Origin of the sequence: Gluconacetobacter johannae, from assembly GCF_014174305.1 — a bacterium.
GTDB lineage: Bacteria > Pseudomonadota > Alphaproteobacteria > Acetobacterales > Acetobacteraceae > Gluconacetobacter > Gluconacetobacter johannae.
Map to the genome: position 1 here is coordinate 1 of NZ_JABEQH010000023.1, position 16370 is coordinate 16370.

The window sequence follows — 16370 nt, forward strand, 5'->3', positions numbered from 1 at the left end:
GCCCCCCACGCCTGCGCCCCGCCCCAGGCCAGAACCCCGATCAGCCCGCCCATCAGAACAAGGATCAGCCAGCCCGACAGACGCACCACGCCCGAAAACACCGCGTCGCCGTCCATCCTGGCTGCATATCGCCCGGCGGGACCCTCGTCCCGGCCTGAGGACCGCGGCATCCGTTGCATAATGTCCATTCCCGATGCCGTCCGAACTTCCACCACCCATAGCGTCGCCCCCCGCGAGCTTCAATCAGGCAAGGCGGGAGGCGGAATTAAGTTTTTATGACATGCCCAAAGCCCTCGGGATGCTCCACCCTGTCCATGGGCGCGCATCCATGCCAAACGCAAAGGCCACCGCACCGGGAATGCCCCCCGACCCGCACCAGCAGCAAAGGCCCTACCGCACCATGCCTCTCCCCCGGCGATCCCTTCTGGCCCTGGCGGCGGGCGGCGGCCTTGCGGCTGGCATCCGCCCCCCGCGCCCGGCCCATTCCATGCCGGCGCCCCGGCGGGTCATCATTGATACCGACACCGCGACCGACGACGCGCTGGCGCTGCTGCTGGCGCTGAATGCGCCCAGCCTGACGATCGAGGCGATCACCATCGTCGTCGGCAATGTCGAATTCGACCAGGAGGTCCGCAACGCCCTGTATACGTTGCAGGTCGCGGGCGCCGGCGGGCGCTTTCCCGTCCATCCCGGCACCGCCCGCCCCCTGCTGCGCGAGACGCACCGGACCGCAACCTGGATCCACGGCCATGACGGGATGAGCGACAGCAACTTCCCCCCGCCCGTGCAGAAGCCCGAAACCGAAGGCGGGGTCGATGCCATGATCCGCCTGGTCCGCCGCTATCCCGGCGAGATCACCATCATTGCCCTGGGCGCCCTGACCAATGTCGCCATGGCCTTCCTGCGCGACCCCGAACTGCCCCGTCTGGTGCGCGACGTCGTGTTCATGGGCGGCTTCCACGATTTCCACGGCAATGTCACCCCTGCCGCAACCTACAATTTGTGGGTCGATCCCGAGGCCGCGCGGATCGTCCTGCGGTCGGGCGCGCGGCTGACGTCGGTGGGATTCGACGCCAGCGTCCGGGCCTCGGTGCTCGATGACGGCGATTTCGCGCGCATCGCCGCCATGGAGACCGACCTCAGCCGTTTTTTCCTGCGTATCAGCCGCATGCGCCGCGCCTTCTGCAAGCAGCACCAGAAGATGGCCGGCCCCAACGAACCCGACGGGCTGACGGTGGCGGTCGCCGTCGATCCGACCATCGGCACATTGATGCTGCCCCGCGCGGCGGATATCGAAACCCAGGGCGACCTGACGCGCGGCATGATGGTGGTGGACGAACTGGACACCAGCGGCCGGCCGCCCAACGTCACGATGTGCGCCGATGCCGACACCGCCCGGTTCAAGGCCCTGGTCTTCGACGCCCTGCGCGGCGGCGTCGTCCAGGCCAGGGGCCCGACCGGCCGGAGCTGAGGCCCAGGACTTTACGAAGCCAACGGGATGCAGCCCGCGGCCCCGTCGATAACATGCGGCTGGATGGCCGGGGCGCGGTGGGCCTGCTGCCAGGTTTCCAGCCAGGACGGCACCAACTCGGCCTGCAGCGGCCGGGACATCAGGAAGCCCTGGACCACCGGGCAGTCCAGGTCGTCCAGCAAGTCGAGCTGCCGCTTGGTTTCCACCCCCTCGACCACCACGGTCAGCCCCAGGCTGCGGCCGATGCGGACCACCGCCGTCAGGACGGAATGGACGTCGCCCGTCCGTTTCAACCCGACCAGGAAGCTGCGGTCGATCTTCACCTCGCTCAACGGCAGGCTGGCCAGGTTCGCCAGGTTGGAAAAGCCGGTGCCGAAATCATCCATCGACAGGCCGACGCCCAGCGCGCGGATCGCCCGGGCGGCGGCCATCGTCCGCGCCTGATCCTCGATCATCATGCTTTCGGTTATTTCCACCGTCAGGCGATGGGGCGGAACGCCGTTTTCGGCCAGGATGCCCGCAATCACGTCGGGCAGGCCCGGATCGCGGAAATGCTGGGCCGACAGGTTGACCGACACCACCGGGATATCCACGCCCGCATCCATCCACGCCGCCATCTGGCGGCACGCGGTGCGTAGCGCCCATTCGCCCAGCGCGTCGATCAGGCCGCTCTCCTCGGCCAGCGGAATGAAGCGCGCGGGCGAGATGTCGCCCCGAACGGGATCATGCCAGCGGGCCAGGGCCTCCACCCCGTGCAGCTTCCCGGTTCGGGGTTCGACCTGCGGCTGGTAGGCCAGGGTCAGGCGGTCGGCCGCCAGGGCATCGCCCAGGGCCGAGGACAGGATCAGGCGGTCCTGCGCCTGGCGATTCATGTCGGCACAGAAGAAGCGATAGCAATTGCCCCCGGCCTCGCGCGCCTGCGACACCGCGATCTGGAGGTGCCGCAGCACCATGTCCACCGTATGGCCCTTGTCCCGGCCGGCGCAGATCCCGATGCTGACGGTGGAGGTGACCGGCATGTCGCGGATGGTGAAGGGGTCGGCCACCACCCGCAGCACGGCGCCGGCCAGCACCGAGGCCCGATCGACCGCCAGGTACCCCTCGCCGTCGATGCAGCAATCCCGGTGCCCCGGCGTCAGTCCGCAGCCGGTGACGATGGTGAACTCGTCCTGTCCGGCCCGTATCAGCAGTTCATCCGGACCCAGGACGGATTTCAGCCGCTGGGCCATGGCGATCACCATCTCATCCGCCGCCGTGTGGCCCAGCGCGTCGCCGATGGCGCGGAAACGGTCAATATCGACCGACATCAGGGTCAGGCCGCACCAGCCCGGCCGCACCGTCCGCGTTCCCAGATGCTCGCGCAGCCAGGCGCGATTCGGCAGGCCGGTCACCGCGTCGTAATGCGCCAGCTGCGCGATTCGCGCGCGCGCCTGTTCCTGCTCCACGGCCAGGGAGCAGAGCTGCAGGCAGACATCGACCACCCGCCGATGCCACAGCGAAGGCTCGCGCTTCGCCTGGAAATACAGCGCCAGGCTGCCGGCCACCGTCCCGTCCCGCAGCCGGATCGGCACCGCCCAGCACGCCGCCAGCCCCTTCGGCCGCACCAGGGCGCGCAGGGCGGGGGTCCAGTGGGGATCGGCGTCGATATCCGTGGTCAGGACCTCCTGTCCGCCGTGGATCGCGGCGCCGCACGACCCGATCATCGGCCCGACACGCAGGCCCTCGACCGCATCGGCCAGCGCCTTGGGCAACGCGGCCCGGCCGGCCATCCAGGCCGTCCCGTCGTCATGGGTCAGGATGATCGACGCCGCGACATCCGGCGCCACCGCCTCGATCCGCTGGCAGATGAACTCCATGACTTCGGTGAATCCGGTGACCCCGGTCAGCGCCGCCATCACGTCGCGACGCAGGGCGCGCAGCTCCATCAACGGGGTCTCGTCGGCCAGGATGACAATGGCCTCGCCCGTGTCCGCGCCGCCGGCCTCGTCCTCCTGCACCGGCGTGACCGACGTGCACAGCCAGATTTCCCGCCCCGACCGGGACACCGCACGCAGGTCGATCTCGAACCCGCGGCGACTCCGCAGATTGGCGCGGAATTCGCGCAGGGTGGCCATGTCGTCCTCGCGCCCGGACAGGATCATGGAGATGTCGCGATCGGCCACCTCATGCCGGTCGTAGCCCAGCATGCGGGTAAAGGCCGGATTCACGTAGGTGATGCGGTCCATGCCGTCCAGCATCATCACCCCGCGATCGGTGCGCCGGACAATGTCGGCCAGGCGCCGCGCGCGTTCGTGCTGCGCGACGTCGCCGGTCACGTCGCGCAGGCTCACCACCCGGGCGGCCCCCTGGGCCTCGGTCACGATGACCTCCAGCCACAGATCGTCGCCGTCATGCCGCGCCAGACGGACCTTGCGCGCCTTGCGGTCGGGGGTCATGTCCACCCCCGGCAGCAGGGTATGGACGGCCCGGCCCGACCAGTCCGCGTGCCGCCAGCCCCCCAGGCACGCCGCCGCGTCGTTGACGAAGACGATCATTCCCGCGCCATCGACCACGATGACACCACCGGCCATGGCGTCCAGCACCGACGCCGCAGGCAAGGGTCGATCGAACGACGGTCTGCCGGACATCGCCATCTCCTGCCCTGAATGCGGCCCAGGCATCGCAGCATGCTGCGTTTCCAGGGGCGTCCCCCGCATGGGGCACAGCACCGAAGCCATCTGAAATTCTATCCGACTGTTTGAAGGTGAACAACCGCTATAACATATTTTTTACCTCCGCAATCTTCAATGGCGGATTTCACCTGGAATCCGCACATGGCAGCCATTCGTCAAGTATTTGTCAAGCTTGATATAACGCAATACCTGTCCGACAGGGTCCGCGCCCGCCCAAATTGTTACATAATATGCACACGCATAGCGCGAATATGGAACGAACTGTTTCGCCCGACGCGTGCATCGGGCTATTTGTTACTTTATTATTACATAATGAAAAATTATCGCGCCGAGCGGCAATGTCCAGCGGGACGGGTGAATTCCATCTTTCACTTTCGTGATGATCGCGATGCGAACGCCACGACGGCGGGGACGTTTCCTGCAGCGCCGGCCGACTGATTTCATGCCTCCCTGTTTTGAACAATAATATCCGGGCCCTCCCTCGGCGGCGTTCCTTGGAACGCCGTCCTTTTTCACATGCGTCCGGGCCGTCGCGCGCCCCGCGTGCAGGGTGGTGGGAACCCAGGCCACCCCCGCCATGTTGCAGACAGAACGACCGGTCCCCGGCGTTCCAACATCAAGACGAGGGGCAAACCCCCGCAGAGGTCCAGTTGCAGCACCCCCCGCCCCCCGCCATCGGCGCCGCATCCCCCGTGTCTCCGGAGGCACGGCCATGACCGGCACAACCGCACACACGGCCCCGTCCGCCCTCGCGGCCCGCGCCGCGCCCGCCCTTGCGGACCATCATGTCCCGATCACCGACCTGCGCCGCGCCGCCTGGACCTGCGCGCTGGGCAGCGCGATGGAATATTACGATTTCGCGCTCTACAGCCTGGCCTCGGCGCTGGTGCTGGGGCCGCTGTTCTTTCCCCGTCACGGGGCGGCAGTGGGGCTGATCGCCAGCTTCGGCACCTATTTCGTCGGATTCGCGGTGCGGCCGTTCGGCGGCCTGCTGTTCGGCGCGCTGGGCGACCGGTACGGGCGCAAGTTCGTCCTGCTGCTGACGGTGACGCTGATGGGCGTGGCCAGCGCCTGCATCGGGCTGATCCCGACCTATGCCACCATCGGCATGTGGGCGCCGGTGCTGCTGGTGCTGCTGCGGATCATGCAGGGGCTGGGGGCCGGAGCGGAGCAGGCGGGCGCGTCGGTGATGATGACCGAATTCGCGCCACGCGGCCAGCGCGGCTTCTATGCCGCCATCCCGCTGCTGGGCATCCAGAGCGGATCGTTCGTCGCCGCCTGCGTGTATTATTTCGCCATCGCCACCCATCCCGACATCGTGCAGGGCTGGGGGTGGCGGGTGCCGTTCCTGCTGAGCGTCCTGATCCTGGTCGTGGCGGTCTACATGCGGATGCACCTCAAGGAATCGCCCGCCTTTACCGAGATGGCGAGCCACCACGCGCTGGAGAAGCTGACCCTGCGGCAGTTCTTCCGCAATTCCGGCCGGACCATCTTCTTCGGCATGGGGCTGCGGATGGCGGAAAACGGCGGGGCGTCGATCTATCAGGCCCTGTCGGTCAGCTATCTGGTCACCGCGGTGGGCATCGACGGGCGCACCGCCACCGCCGTGCTGATGAGCGCCACCATCGTGGGCGGCCTGGGCATCATGCTGGGCGGCACGCTGGCCGACCGGTTCGGCCGGGTGCGGGTCTATCGGGCGGCCGCGATCATCCAGGGCGTGTCGGCCTTCCCGGTGTGGTACATTCTGGGGCAGGGCAATTTCGTCGCGTGCGTGATCGCCATGAGCATCGGCTGGGGCATCGGCAACAACGGCATGTACGGCGCCCAGGCGGCGCTGCTGCCGGAAATGTTCGGCATGGGCCACCGCTATGGCGGCGTGGCGGCCACGCGCGAGATCTCGGCCGTGTTCGCCGGCGGCATCGCGCCGCTGGTGGGGTCGCTGATTATCGGCACGGTGGCGCGGCACCATGCCGGGCTGCCCCATCCGGGCCATCCGGCCTGGGTGTGGCTGGGCGCCTATGTCTTCGTGCTGTCGGCGATCACCGTGGCCGCGACCTGGTTCATCCCGGACCCGATCAACCGCGACCTGCAGGATCATCGCGACATCCTGTAGGGCCAGGGTGTTTGCCGGGTTCGGGCGCGCCCGACCTTCCTTTTGCCATATTATCCGGCGCCCATGAGAGGACATTCCGTGGAACCGCCGCCCGCACGCCATCCATGGAAAAGAGGACGACCATGCACTAACACTCGCTGCGGGCCACGCGGCGGAGCCGGCCGGTTCCGCCCCCCCGGACGGTCCCGTCCGGTGCCACTTTGACGACATAAAGGCAATTGCAATGGGTTATACCTCCAAAAACCCTTATACGAATGAGGTCCTGGCGACTTTCCCCTCGGCGACGGATGACGAGGTGAAGACGGCCCTGGCGGACGCGCATGCCGCATTCCTCGCCTGGCGGGAGACCGGCTTTTCCCAGCGGGCGGCCGTCATGCGAAAGGCCAGCGCGATCCTGCGTGAGGAGGTCGAGCCTTTCGCCCGCCTGCTGACACTGGAAATGGGCAAGCTGTTCGCCGAGGCGAAGGCCGAAGTCGAGCTGTCGGCCCAGATCTTCGACTATTACGCCGAACATGCCGAAGCCCTGCTGGCGCCGGAAAAGCTGCCGGTGTCCGATCCGCGCTCGGGCGATGCGATGCTGGTGCATCAGCCGCTGGGCGTGCTGCTGGCGATCGAGCCGTGGAATTTCCCCTATTACCAGATCGCGCGGATCATCGCGCCGCAGCTTTCGGCGGGCAACACGGTCCTGCTGAAGCATGCGTCGAACGTGCCGCAGAGCGCCGCCGCCTTCGACGTGCTGATGAAGCGGGCCGGCCTGCCGGACGGCGCGTTCCGCAACCTGTACGCCACCCGCGGACAGGTCGAACTGATCCTGAACGACCCGCGCGTGCATGGCGTGGCGCTGACGGGGTCCGAGGGCGCGGGCGCCGTGGTCGCGGCGCAGGCGGGTCGGGCGCTGAAGAAGGCGACGATGGAACTGGGCGGCGCCGACGCCTTCGTCGTCCTGGAGGACGCCGACCTGGAAAAGACCGTGAAATGGGCGGTGTTCGGACGCCACTGGAACGGCGGGCAGGTCTGCGTGTCGTCCAAGCGGATGATCGTGGTGGATGCGGTCTATGACCGGTTCCTCGAACTCTATACCGCCGGTGTCGCGGCGCTGCGCGCGGGCGATCCGTTCGCGGCCGAGACGACGCTGGCCCCCCTGTCCTCGGCCGGCGCCGTCGAGGAACTGCGCGGGAATATCGCCAAGGCGGTCGCCCATGGCGCGACCGCGACCGAGGTCGGCCCCCGCGTCCCGGAAACCGGCGCGTTCCTGCAGCCGACGATCCTGACCGGCCTGGCCGGGGACAACCCCGCCCGCTACTGGGAATTCTTCGGCCCGGTCTCGATGATCTTCCGCGCGAAGGACGAGGAGGACGCGATCCGCATCGCCAACGATACCCCGTACGGCCTCGGCGGCTCGGTCTTCACCGCCGACACCCGGCGCGGGGTCGAGGTGGCGAAGCGCATCGACACCGGCATGGTGTTCGTCAACCATCCCACCATGGTCAAGGCCGACCTGCCGTTCGGCGGCATCGCGCGTTCGGGCTTCGGGCGTGAGCTGATCGGCCTGGGCATCAAGGAGTTCGTCAACCACAAGCTGATCGACGTCGTCGATATCGACGCGCCGTTCTAAGGCGCATCGCCTCGCGTTCGGGTCCTGGACCTGAACGCGAGGCCCCACGCTCTGGCACCCTACACTCTGGCAACCCTGTTCCGGGCCGGTGATCCGACGGCCCGCCCGCCACGTTGTGACAATACGCAACGAACCCGCGGCGCGCCCGTTCGTTGATGGCCTCCGGGGGCCGAATGTGCCGGGCCAGAACAAGGGACGCCATCATGAGCACCATCCTGCTGATCGTCATCGTGCTGCTGCTGATCGGGGCGCTGCCGTCATGGCCGTACAGCTCGGGATGGGGCTATTACCCCTCCGGCGGGCTGGGCCTGATCCTGGTGATCGTGCTGATCCTGGTCCTTATGGGACGCCTTTAGGGCCCTGATACAGGCGGTGGTTGCTGCGTCGTCCATCCATCAGAACGCCCGCGGACATGACCGGCCGGCGGCGCCGGCCGTGCCCAGGCTTTCGCCGGGCAGGCCAGGCAAATCCATTTTGACGACCAGACAGGAATGGAGAAGTCCGTGCGCGGCGTAGATATCTCGATCATTCTGAACGTCCATAAGGAACAGGACCTGTTCTATCCGGCCATCCGTTCGATCGAAGAGACCGTCGACCACGCCCGTCTGTTCAATATCGAATGTGAACTTGTCATTGTCCTCGACGCTCCGGACGAGAGGACCGCATCCATCGTGCGTGATTACGATTTTTCGACCTTCGGCCGCGTCGTGGTCGAGACTGTCGCCCTGCGTTCGCTGGGGCTGTCGCGCAACCGTGGCATCGACCTGGCCCGTGGCCATTATATAGCCACCGCCGACGCGGACGACCTGCTGTCGTATAACTATCTCCATACCATGTACATGGCCCTTCATGCGTCGCCCGAAAAGGCCGCCGTCTTTCCCGAATATTATCAGGCTTTCGGGGGACAAAACTATGTCTGCCGCCTTTACCCCCTGAAAAAGACGGGAGTCCGGCGCCTGGCCGGAAGCCACACTTACGTCTCCCGCCTGATGGCGCGCCGCGCGGACCTGAAGCGGATCAGATATCGCGATTGTTCGTCGCACCGGCTTTATGCCTACGAAGACTACGACCTCAACCTGCGGCTGGTCGCGGACGGGTTCGACCTGCTGATTGCCCGCGACGTCGTCGTGTTCTATCGCCAGCACGACAGAAGCATCATGGCGTCACTGGGAGCGCCCGACAGATATATCGCGAACAATTCCGATTTTTTCGCTCCGGACATTTTCGCAAGGCTCATCGAAAAAGAAGATAGCGCGCAGGTCATATCCCAGATGCATCTGGATTTCGGCGACGACTGTCGAGAGTCATCCTATATTCAAAATCTTATTTCCCAAGCCAACAAAATCGAACCCGAGGTCCAGCCGCGCTCCCTGCGTGAGGCGACGTTCTTTACGAACGTCGGACAATCGGAAGCGTTCGGAAAGGCATTTTGGAATATTTTCCGACATTTAAAGGGAACGGATTATACAGACGTATTTTTCATGCCCTTCCTTTCCAAGGGCGGGGGCGAAAAATACATCATGCATTTCGTCCAGACGGCCATGCGCGACTATGGGCGATCCTGCCTCATACTCCTCGGCGAGCATCTGGATGCCGGCAAGCCTCGCCTTGACGTTCCGGACGGTATCGACATCATCGACCTGCACGCTCTCCTGGGCACGGAGCAGGCGGACAAAATACCCGAACTGGCATTGCGCGTCGTTGAAAATGTCGCGCCCAACGCCAATCTGTTCATGAAAGCATGTCCTTTTTCAAATGCGTTCATGCAAAAATTTTCGTACGGCCTGACCCGTCACGCCATAATGTATTTTTACTTTTGTTCCTCCTACTACATGTTCAACGGTACGCTTTATGAAGATGGATGGGATTACCGCTTCCTGTCCGATCATTCCAATGTCGTCACCTGCGTGATCTCCGATCATGAGGCGAACCTGAAGGAACTGGATTGCCGCATCCCGTCGTACAAAGACCGGACGTTTCTTCTTTATACCCACAGCGGGATCACCAGGCCTTCGTCAAATTACGGGGCCGGAAAAAAACGCCTGGTCTGGGCCTCGCGTCTCGATCTGCAGAAGCGTCCCTCGTTGCTGTGCGCCATTGCAACCGAACTCGCGGCCCTCGGGGAAACGGTTGAAATTCATGTCTATGGGGATTCGATCCTCAATCACTTCGACCCGGCCTGCTTCGATGGGCACCCGAACCTGGCCTATAGAGGCTCGTTCAACGGACTGGACAGCATACCGTTTGAAGAAAACGACGCCTTTTTATACACCTCTCTTTTCGACGGGCTTCCCAATGTTCTTCTTGAAGCGGCGGACATGCGTATTCCGATCATTTCGGTGGATGTCGGCGGCGTGTCGGAACTGATCGACGACGACAGCGCCTTCGTCGTTCGGAAGACCACCGACGATCGCGAGCTTGTCTTGCGGTATATCGAAAAAATCCGCTGCTTTCTCGCATCGACATCGGCCGAGATCCTGAAAAAGACAGGCCGCCTGCATGACCGGATGAAGGCGCAGCATGGCGTCGAAAGATACAGACAAAATGTTGGCGCATTCTACGCCATGCTGGCCGGGAATGCACAGGAAGGAGACCTGACGACATGACGTCTCATGATTATCGGGACATCAAAAACGCCATCCGGAGCGAAATCCGCGACAACGGGGCTCTCGTCGGAAGCATCGAGGCGTTTGCGGCAAAAAACGCCGCCTTCTACCCCGGCTATGGCAATCTGGGCGATGCCCTGATCGCCGTGGGCACATTCGACCTGTTCGACGACCTTGGCTGGACGCCCTCCATCGTGCGGGGACGACAGGGCGATGTCTTTGAAGGGCATAGCCACATCGTGTTCGGCGGCGGGGGCGGCTGGGTCAGGGGATTGTGGGAAACCTATGCCGAAGCCGTTCTGCAACATCTGCGAAAAGGCGGAGAGATCCTGTTTCTGCCTTCCAGTTTTTCGGGGTTTGGGTCGGAATTTGTCCCGTTTTCCGATCAGGTGACCATCTTCTGCCGTGAGCGGCGGAGCGTCGATCTGCTGCTGGAGCAGGGGGTTCCGCCGGAGCGTATCTTTCTATCCCACGACATGGCCTTCTATACCAGGGACACGCATTTCGCCGACCTGGACAGGGTGGGCCAGTATCCCTGCCTGAACATCCTGCGCGCCGACGAAGAATCCACACGCAGGACCCGACCGCGAGACTCCGTCGATCTTCCCCTTTTGTTCAACGATATTCAATGGGACTCATTGGAACACTGCCTTCCGCCTCTCCGTTCCGTCGCGGGGCTCCTGACCCAGTTCGCCAGCGTCAGGACCGACCGGCTGCATATGACCATCCTAGCCTGCCTGCTGGGGCGGACAGTGGAAATGGAAGGAAACTCCTACTTCAAGAACCGCGCGGTTTTTGACTATTCGATATGCCGCTTTCCGCAGGCCTCCTTCCGGGACCGCGAGCGGGAGATCCGGCCTGAGGAACAGGGCGAGCAGGCCCGGACGCGGCTTCTGCGCGACACAATTCGCCGATTGAGCCTGGACCGGCAGGCGGAGCGGGAAAAGCTTGGTGGCGTGTTGCGCCAGAACGACATGCTGGTTCGTGCCGGCGAGGAACTGCGAGGGCAAATGCGCGCGCAACTGCGCGATGCCGCCCAGGAGAAAGACCGCCTGCTTCGCGCGATCGAACATCTGGAGGAAATGTCCCTCGAATTCGACGAAATGAAAAAATCAAAATTCAATCGCCTGAAAGAGCACTACTATACGCTGCTCGAAGTTCCTGGAATCGGTCGTTCATTGAGGACGATACGCAACAGTATTCTGCGCTAGTCCGGGGTGGCCGTGGAGCGTCCGCCACATGTTGCAATCGTCGGCGGCGGCGCCAGTGGCGTGCTTCTGGCCTGCAACCTGGCCCGGCAGGCCAATTGCCCCGCGGTGACGCTGATCGACCCGGCGGACGAACCGGGTCCGGGGCTTGCCTACGCCACCCGGTGCCCGCGTCATCTGCTCAATGTCCGCAATGACGGCATGGGCGCCATGGCGGACGACCCGCACCATTTCCTGGCCTGGCTGCGCGCCCATGTCGATCCGCTGGCCCCGGCGGACGGCTTCACGCCCCGCGCGATCTTCGGGCATTATCTGCGTGCGCTGTATGCCGAAGCCGGACCGACCCATCTGCGCGGGCAGGTCGTCGACTATCAGCCCGAGGGCCAGGGCGGGCGTCTGACCCTGGCGGACGGGCGCCCGGTCAGGGCCGACGTCACCGTGCTCGCGACCGGGAATTTCGATCCTGCTCCGCTGGCCGCCATCGACGATGCGGTACGCGCGGCCGGCGTCTATCATCACACGGCCTGGGACGACGCGGTGTACGGCGCGATCGGGCAGGGCGATCCGGTGGCCCTGATCGGCACCGGCCTGACCGCCGTGGATGTGGTGCTGCGCCTGCGCGACGGCGACCACCGTGGCCCGATCACGGCGGTATCCCGCCACGGCCTGCTGCCCAGCCGGCACGCCCCCTACGAGGCGGACGGGACGTCCCCGTTCCCCGATGACGTGCCGCCGACCGCGCGGGCCTATCTTCGCGCCTTTCGCGCGGCGCTGCGCCGGCATGTGCCCTGGCGCGCCATCGTCGACGGGCTGCGCCACCGGACCAACGATCTGTGGCGGGCGCTGCCCGAAACCGAGCAGCGCCGCTTCCGCCGCCATCTTCAGCGCCGCTGGGATATCATGCGGCACCGCATCGCACCGGCGATCGCCGCCGCGATCGACGCCGAACGCGCGGCGGGAACCGTGGTGATTTGGAAAGGACATCTGGACGCCGTCACGATGGAAGACGGCGCGGCCGTCGTGGCCTTACGGAGCGCGCAAGGTCCGGTGTCCGTTCGCGCGGCCCATGTCGTGAACTGCACCGGCCCCGACATGGATTATTGCCGGGTCGATTCCCCCCTGCTGCGCTCCATGCTGGCGCGGCGGGTCATCATGCCCGGGCGGCTGGGGGGCGGGCTGATCTGCGATCGCGACGGCGCGCTGGTGGATGGACAGGGGCGTGCGTCCGACCGGCTGTTCACGCTCGGCCCGGCCCGGCTGGGGGTGCTGTTCGAATCCATCGCCATTCCCGAAATTCGCCAGCAGGCGGCCGATCTGGCCGCGACCCTGGCGCGACGTCTCGCACTGCCTTGAAACCGCCGGCCCATCACGAATCATAGATCCCCACGAAGCGGGCATAGGCGTTTTCCAGATGCGTACGCATCGCCGCCGCGACGGCGTCGGGGTCGCGGGCGTGGAAGGCCTCGATGATGCGGGCATGTTCCACCAGCGCGTCCGTCGTGACCCGCGCGGACAGCCGCAGGCGGAACAGGCGCACATGGACGGCCTGCCGCACCAGGATGTCATGGTACAGTTCGTTCTGGCTGGCCTTCGCGATGGCCGCGTGGAAGCGGGTGTCTTCCTCGGCGAAACGGTTATAGGCCACCTGCGTGTCCGTGCTGAAGCGCTGGCCCATGCTGTCGGCGATGGCGGCGATGGCGTCGCGTTCGTCGTCGGACATCAGCACGGCGGCCTTGGCGGCGGCGGCGGGTTCGATCAGCAGGCGCAGTTCCGCCAGGTCGCTGAACTGCTTGCGCGTCAGTTGCGGGGCCGCCCGGTATCCCGACAGATGCACCTTGACGACCAGGCCCTGGGTTTCCAGCCGGCCCAGCGCCTCGCGGATCGGCGTCTGCGATACCTCCAGTTCGCGGACCAGGGCATCGACGCCGATGCGTTCCCCCGGCTCGATGTCCAGGGCCATCAGCCGTTTCAGCAGGATCTCGTAGACCTCGCCGGCCAGGCGGACGGGCCGGGGCAAAGGGCCGGCCGGCAGGGCCGCGGCATCCTGTCCCTCTGGCGGGGCGGACAGGGGAAACGGATCGGGTCGCGGCGGTCTCGCAAACATTTCTTGACATGCCCCCGTGAACTCAGCAACGTCCCCATATCGTATATCCGATCGGATCGGATCTGCGAACACAAAAAGAAAACAAGAAGAATGGTTGCGCCGTTATCGGGTCGTCGGATTCGGGGAAGCACCACATGAAGCACATCGCACTTGTCGGCTGTGGCCTGGTCGGGGGCTCGTGGGCCCTGGTGTTCGGCCGGGCAGGCTTCGACGTCACGCTGTACGATCCCTCCCCCGCCGCCGTGCGGACCGCGCTGGACGTGGCGCGCGATGCCGCGGAGACGCTGGCCCGGCAGGACCTGCTGCATGCCGAGCGTGTCGAGGACGTGCTGGCGCGCCTGCACGCCGCCCCGTCACTGGCCGAGGCGGTGCGGGATGCCGACTATATCCAGGAAAGCGCGCCCGAACGCCTGGCGGTGAAGCAGGAACTCTATCGCGACCTGGCCGTGGCGGCGCGGCCCGACGCGGTGATCGCCAGCTCCACCTCGGGGCTGCCGGCGTCCGCCTTCACGGCCGGGATCGCGGGCCGGTCGCGCTGCGTCGTCGCGCATCCGATCAACCCGCCACACCTGATCCCGCTGGTCGAGATCATTCCCGCCCCCTGGACCGATCCATCGGTCGTGGCGCGCACCCACGCCCTGATGCGGGCGGTGGGCCAGGTCCCCATCCAGCTCAGCCGCGAAATCCCCGGCTTCGTGGTCAACCGCCTGCAAAGCGCCGTGCTGGCCGAGGGTTTTCGCCTGGTCGAGGACGGAATCTGCTCGCCCGACGACGTGGATGCCGCGATGTCGGACGGGCTGGGGCTGCGCTGGTTCTTCATGGGCCCGTTCGAGACCATCGACCTGAACGCCCAGGGCGGGATCGCCGATTACTGCCGCAAGCTGGGCCCGATGTACTACGATCTGGCGCGCGAACAGGCCGATCCGCGCCCCTGGGGCGAGGCGCTGGTCGCCCGCGTCGAGGCGGCGCGGCGCGGCAGGACGCCGGCCGCGGAGCTGGACGCGCGCAAGGCGTGGCGCGACCGGTGCCTGGCCCGGCTGGTGCGCGCCAAGAGGGAGATTGTGCAGGATCAGGAGTGATGAGTCGGGCTTCGCCCGAGCCCACCAGGGCCTGAAGCCCTGGCCCCCGTTCGATAGACTGCCTGCGCCGACGACAGACAAAAACAAGCCGCCTTCCGCGGTACAAGAACGTGTCGAAGGACTCTGGACATGAACGATCTGACGATGTCACGCGGCGCCGGCATCGGCGCCCCACCCCTTTCCGATGCCGGCGCGGAGGTGCAGCGCATGGCGCAGGCGCCCGATGCCCGGCGGCAACGGCGCCGGGCATCGGTCGGCAGCCTGATCGGCACCACCATCGAATGGTATGAATATTACATCTACGGCGCTACGGCGGCCCTGGTGTTCCCGCATCTGTTCTTTCCCAGCCACAACCGGCTGGTGTCGCTGATGCTGTCCTTCGCCTCGTTCGGCGTCGCATTCCTCATCCGCCCGATCGGGGCGGCGGTCTTCGGGCATTTCGGCGACCGGGTGGGCCGCAAGACCACCCTGATCGTCACCCTGACCCTCAGCGGCCTGGCCACCTTCCTGATCGGCATCCTTCCGTCCTACGACCGGATCGGCCTGTGGGCGCCGGCGCTGCTGGTGACGCTGCGGGTCGTCCAGGGCTTCGGCGTCGGCGGGGAATGGGGCGGGGCGGCGCTGATGTCGCTGGAATGGGGCGAGCAGGACCGGCGGGGGGCCGCCGGGGCATGGCCGCAGGTCGGCACCTCGATCGGGCTGATCCTGTCCACGTCGGCGGTGATGGGCGCCAGCCTGCTGACCGGCCCCGATTTCCTGGTGGGCGGGTGGCGCATTCCGTTCCTGCTGTCCGGGATACTGGTCATCGTCGGCCTGCTGGTGCGGCTGTCGATCCGCGAGACGCCGTCGTTCGCCCAGGCCCTGCGGGAGAAGCGGATCGAGGCCAGCCCGGTGGGCACGGTGCTGCGCGGGTACTGGCGCGAAATCATCATGATCGCGTTCCTGCGTATGTCCGAACAGATGCCGTTTTATATCTTCACCGCCTTCATCTTCGATTATGCCACCACCACCGCCCATGTCACCCGCACCTTCGTGCTGTCGGCGACGCTGGTCGCGGCGGTGATCGACATGATCCTGCTGCCGGTCTGCGCCGTGGCCGCCGATCGCATCGGCCGGCGAAGGATGTATTATATCGGCTGCGCCGTACTGGTGCTGATGGCCTTTCCGTATTTCCGGATCCTGAATTCCGGCAATACCATGCTGATCTTCATCGCCATCGCGCTGTCGCTGCTGCCGCATGCGTTGCAGTACGGGGCGCAGGCGTCGCTGATTTCCGAGCAGTTTCCAGTGAATATCCGATATTCGGGCGCGGGGCTGGGCTACCAGATGTCCTCGCTGGTCGCGGGCGGCCCGGCGCCGCTGGTTGCGGCGGTTCTGCTGGCCTGGTCGGGCAGCGGCTACGCGGTGGCGGGGTACCTGGTCTTCGGCGGGGTCGTCGCGGCGGTGGCGCTGAGCCTGATGACGGATCGCAGCAAGGCCGCGATGTAGGCCGCCACCTTCAC

The 16370-nt window shown here is 65.8% G+C and carries 11 protein-coding genes; 9 read left to right on the forward strand and 2 right to left on the reverse strand.

What is annotated here, in order from left to right; translation table 11 throughout:
- Positions 1-328 precede the first annotated feature (328 nt).
- On the forward strand, positions 329-1471 hold the full coding sequence (locus tag HLH21_RS14745) for a nucleoside hydrolase (RefSeq protein WP_182944518.1): 1143 nt from the start codon (positions 329-331) through the stop codon (positions 1469-1471).
- Between the two features lie 11 nt (positions 1472-1482).
- On the opposite strand, the gene HLH21_RS14750 is transcribed toward HLH21_RS14745, so the two are convergent.
- Entirely contained in the window at positions 1483-4098 is a 2616-nt protein-coding gene (locus HLH21_RS14750) for an EAL domain-containing protein (protein WP_182944519.1), read from the reverse strand.
- Between the two features lie 757 nt (positions 4099-4855).
- Between HLH21_RS14750 and HLH21_RS14755 the strand changes: the two genes are divergently transcribed.
- The 6 genes from HLH21_RS14755 (at position 4856) to HLH21_RS14780 (ending at position 13038) form a co-directional block, all read left to right on the forward strand.
- Positions 4856-6256 (forward strand): MFS transporter, encoded by a 1401-nt coding sequence (locus HLH21_RS14755; RefSeq protein ID WP_182944520.1) that lies wholly within the window; start codon positions 4856-4858, stop codon positions 6254-6256.
- Between the two features lie 223 nt (positions 6257-6479).
- Positions 6480-7871 carry an NAD-dependent succinate-semialdehyde dehydrogenase gene (locus HLH21_RS14760; protein WP_182944521.1) on the forward strand — a complete coding sequence of 464 codons (1392 nt, stop codon included), beginning with the start codon at positions 6480-6482 and terminating at the stop codon, positions 7869-7871.
- A 203-nt stretch (positions 7872-8074) separates the two neighbouring features.
- Entirely contained in the window at positions 8075-8227 is a 153-nt protein-coding gene (locus HLH21_RS14765; protein ID WP_182944522.1) for a DUF3309 family protein, read from the forward strand.
- A gap of 135 nt (positions 8228-8362) precedes the next feature.
- Positions 8363-10477 carry a glycosyltransferase gene (locus HLH21_RS14770; protein ID WP_182944523.1) on the forward strand — a complete coding sequence of 705 codons (2115 nt, stop codon included), beginning with the start codon at positions 8363-8365 and terminating at the stop codon, positions 10475-10477.
- The gene (locus HLH21_RS14775) at positions 10474-11688 is read left to right on the forward strand and encodes a polysaccharide pyruvyl transferase family protein (protein WP_182944524.1); all 1215 of its coding nucleotides are present in this window, start codon (positions 10474-10476) and stop codon (positions 11686-11688) included. The genes HLH21_RS14770 and HLH21_RS14775 overlap by 4 nt, the downstream gene beginning before the upstream one ends.
- A 12-nt stretch (positions 11689-11700) precedes the next feature.
- Complete coding sequence (locus HLH21_RS14780) at positions 11701-13038, forward strand: FAD/NAD(P)-binding protein (protein WP_182944525.1); 1338 nt, start codon at positions 11701-11703, stop codon at positions 13036-13038.
- Positions 13039-13051: 13 nt separating this feature from the next.
- Here HLH21_RS14780 and HLH21_RS14785 read toward each other — a convergent pair whose 3' ends face one another.
- The gene (locus HLH21_RS14785; RefSeq protein WP_220789841.1) at positions 13052-13702 is read right to left on the reverse strand and encodes a GntR family transcriptional regulator; all 651 of its coding nucleotides are present in this window, start codon (positions 13700-13702) and stop codon (positions 13052-13054) included.
- Between the two features lie 221 nt (positions 13703-13923).
- Between HLH21_RS14785 and HLH21_RS14790 the strand changes: the two genes are divergently transcribed.
- Both HLH21_RS14790 and HLH21_RS14795 read left to right on the forward strand, forming a co-directional pair.
- Positions 13924-14868, forward strand: a complete 945-nt coding sequence (locus HLH21_RS14790) for a 3-hydroxyacyl-CoA dehydrogenase (RefSeq protein ID WP_182944527.1) — start codon at positions 13924-13926, stop codon at positions 14866-14868.
- A 129-nt stretch (positions 14869-14997) separates the two neighbouring features.
- A complete protein-coding gene (locus HLH21_RS14795; protein ID WP_220789842.1) occupies positions 14998-16356 on the forward strand; it encodes an MFS transporter in 1359 nt (452 codons plus the stop codon).
- Positions 16357-16370: the final 14 nt, after the last annotated feature.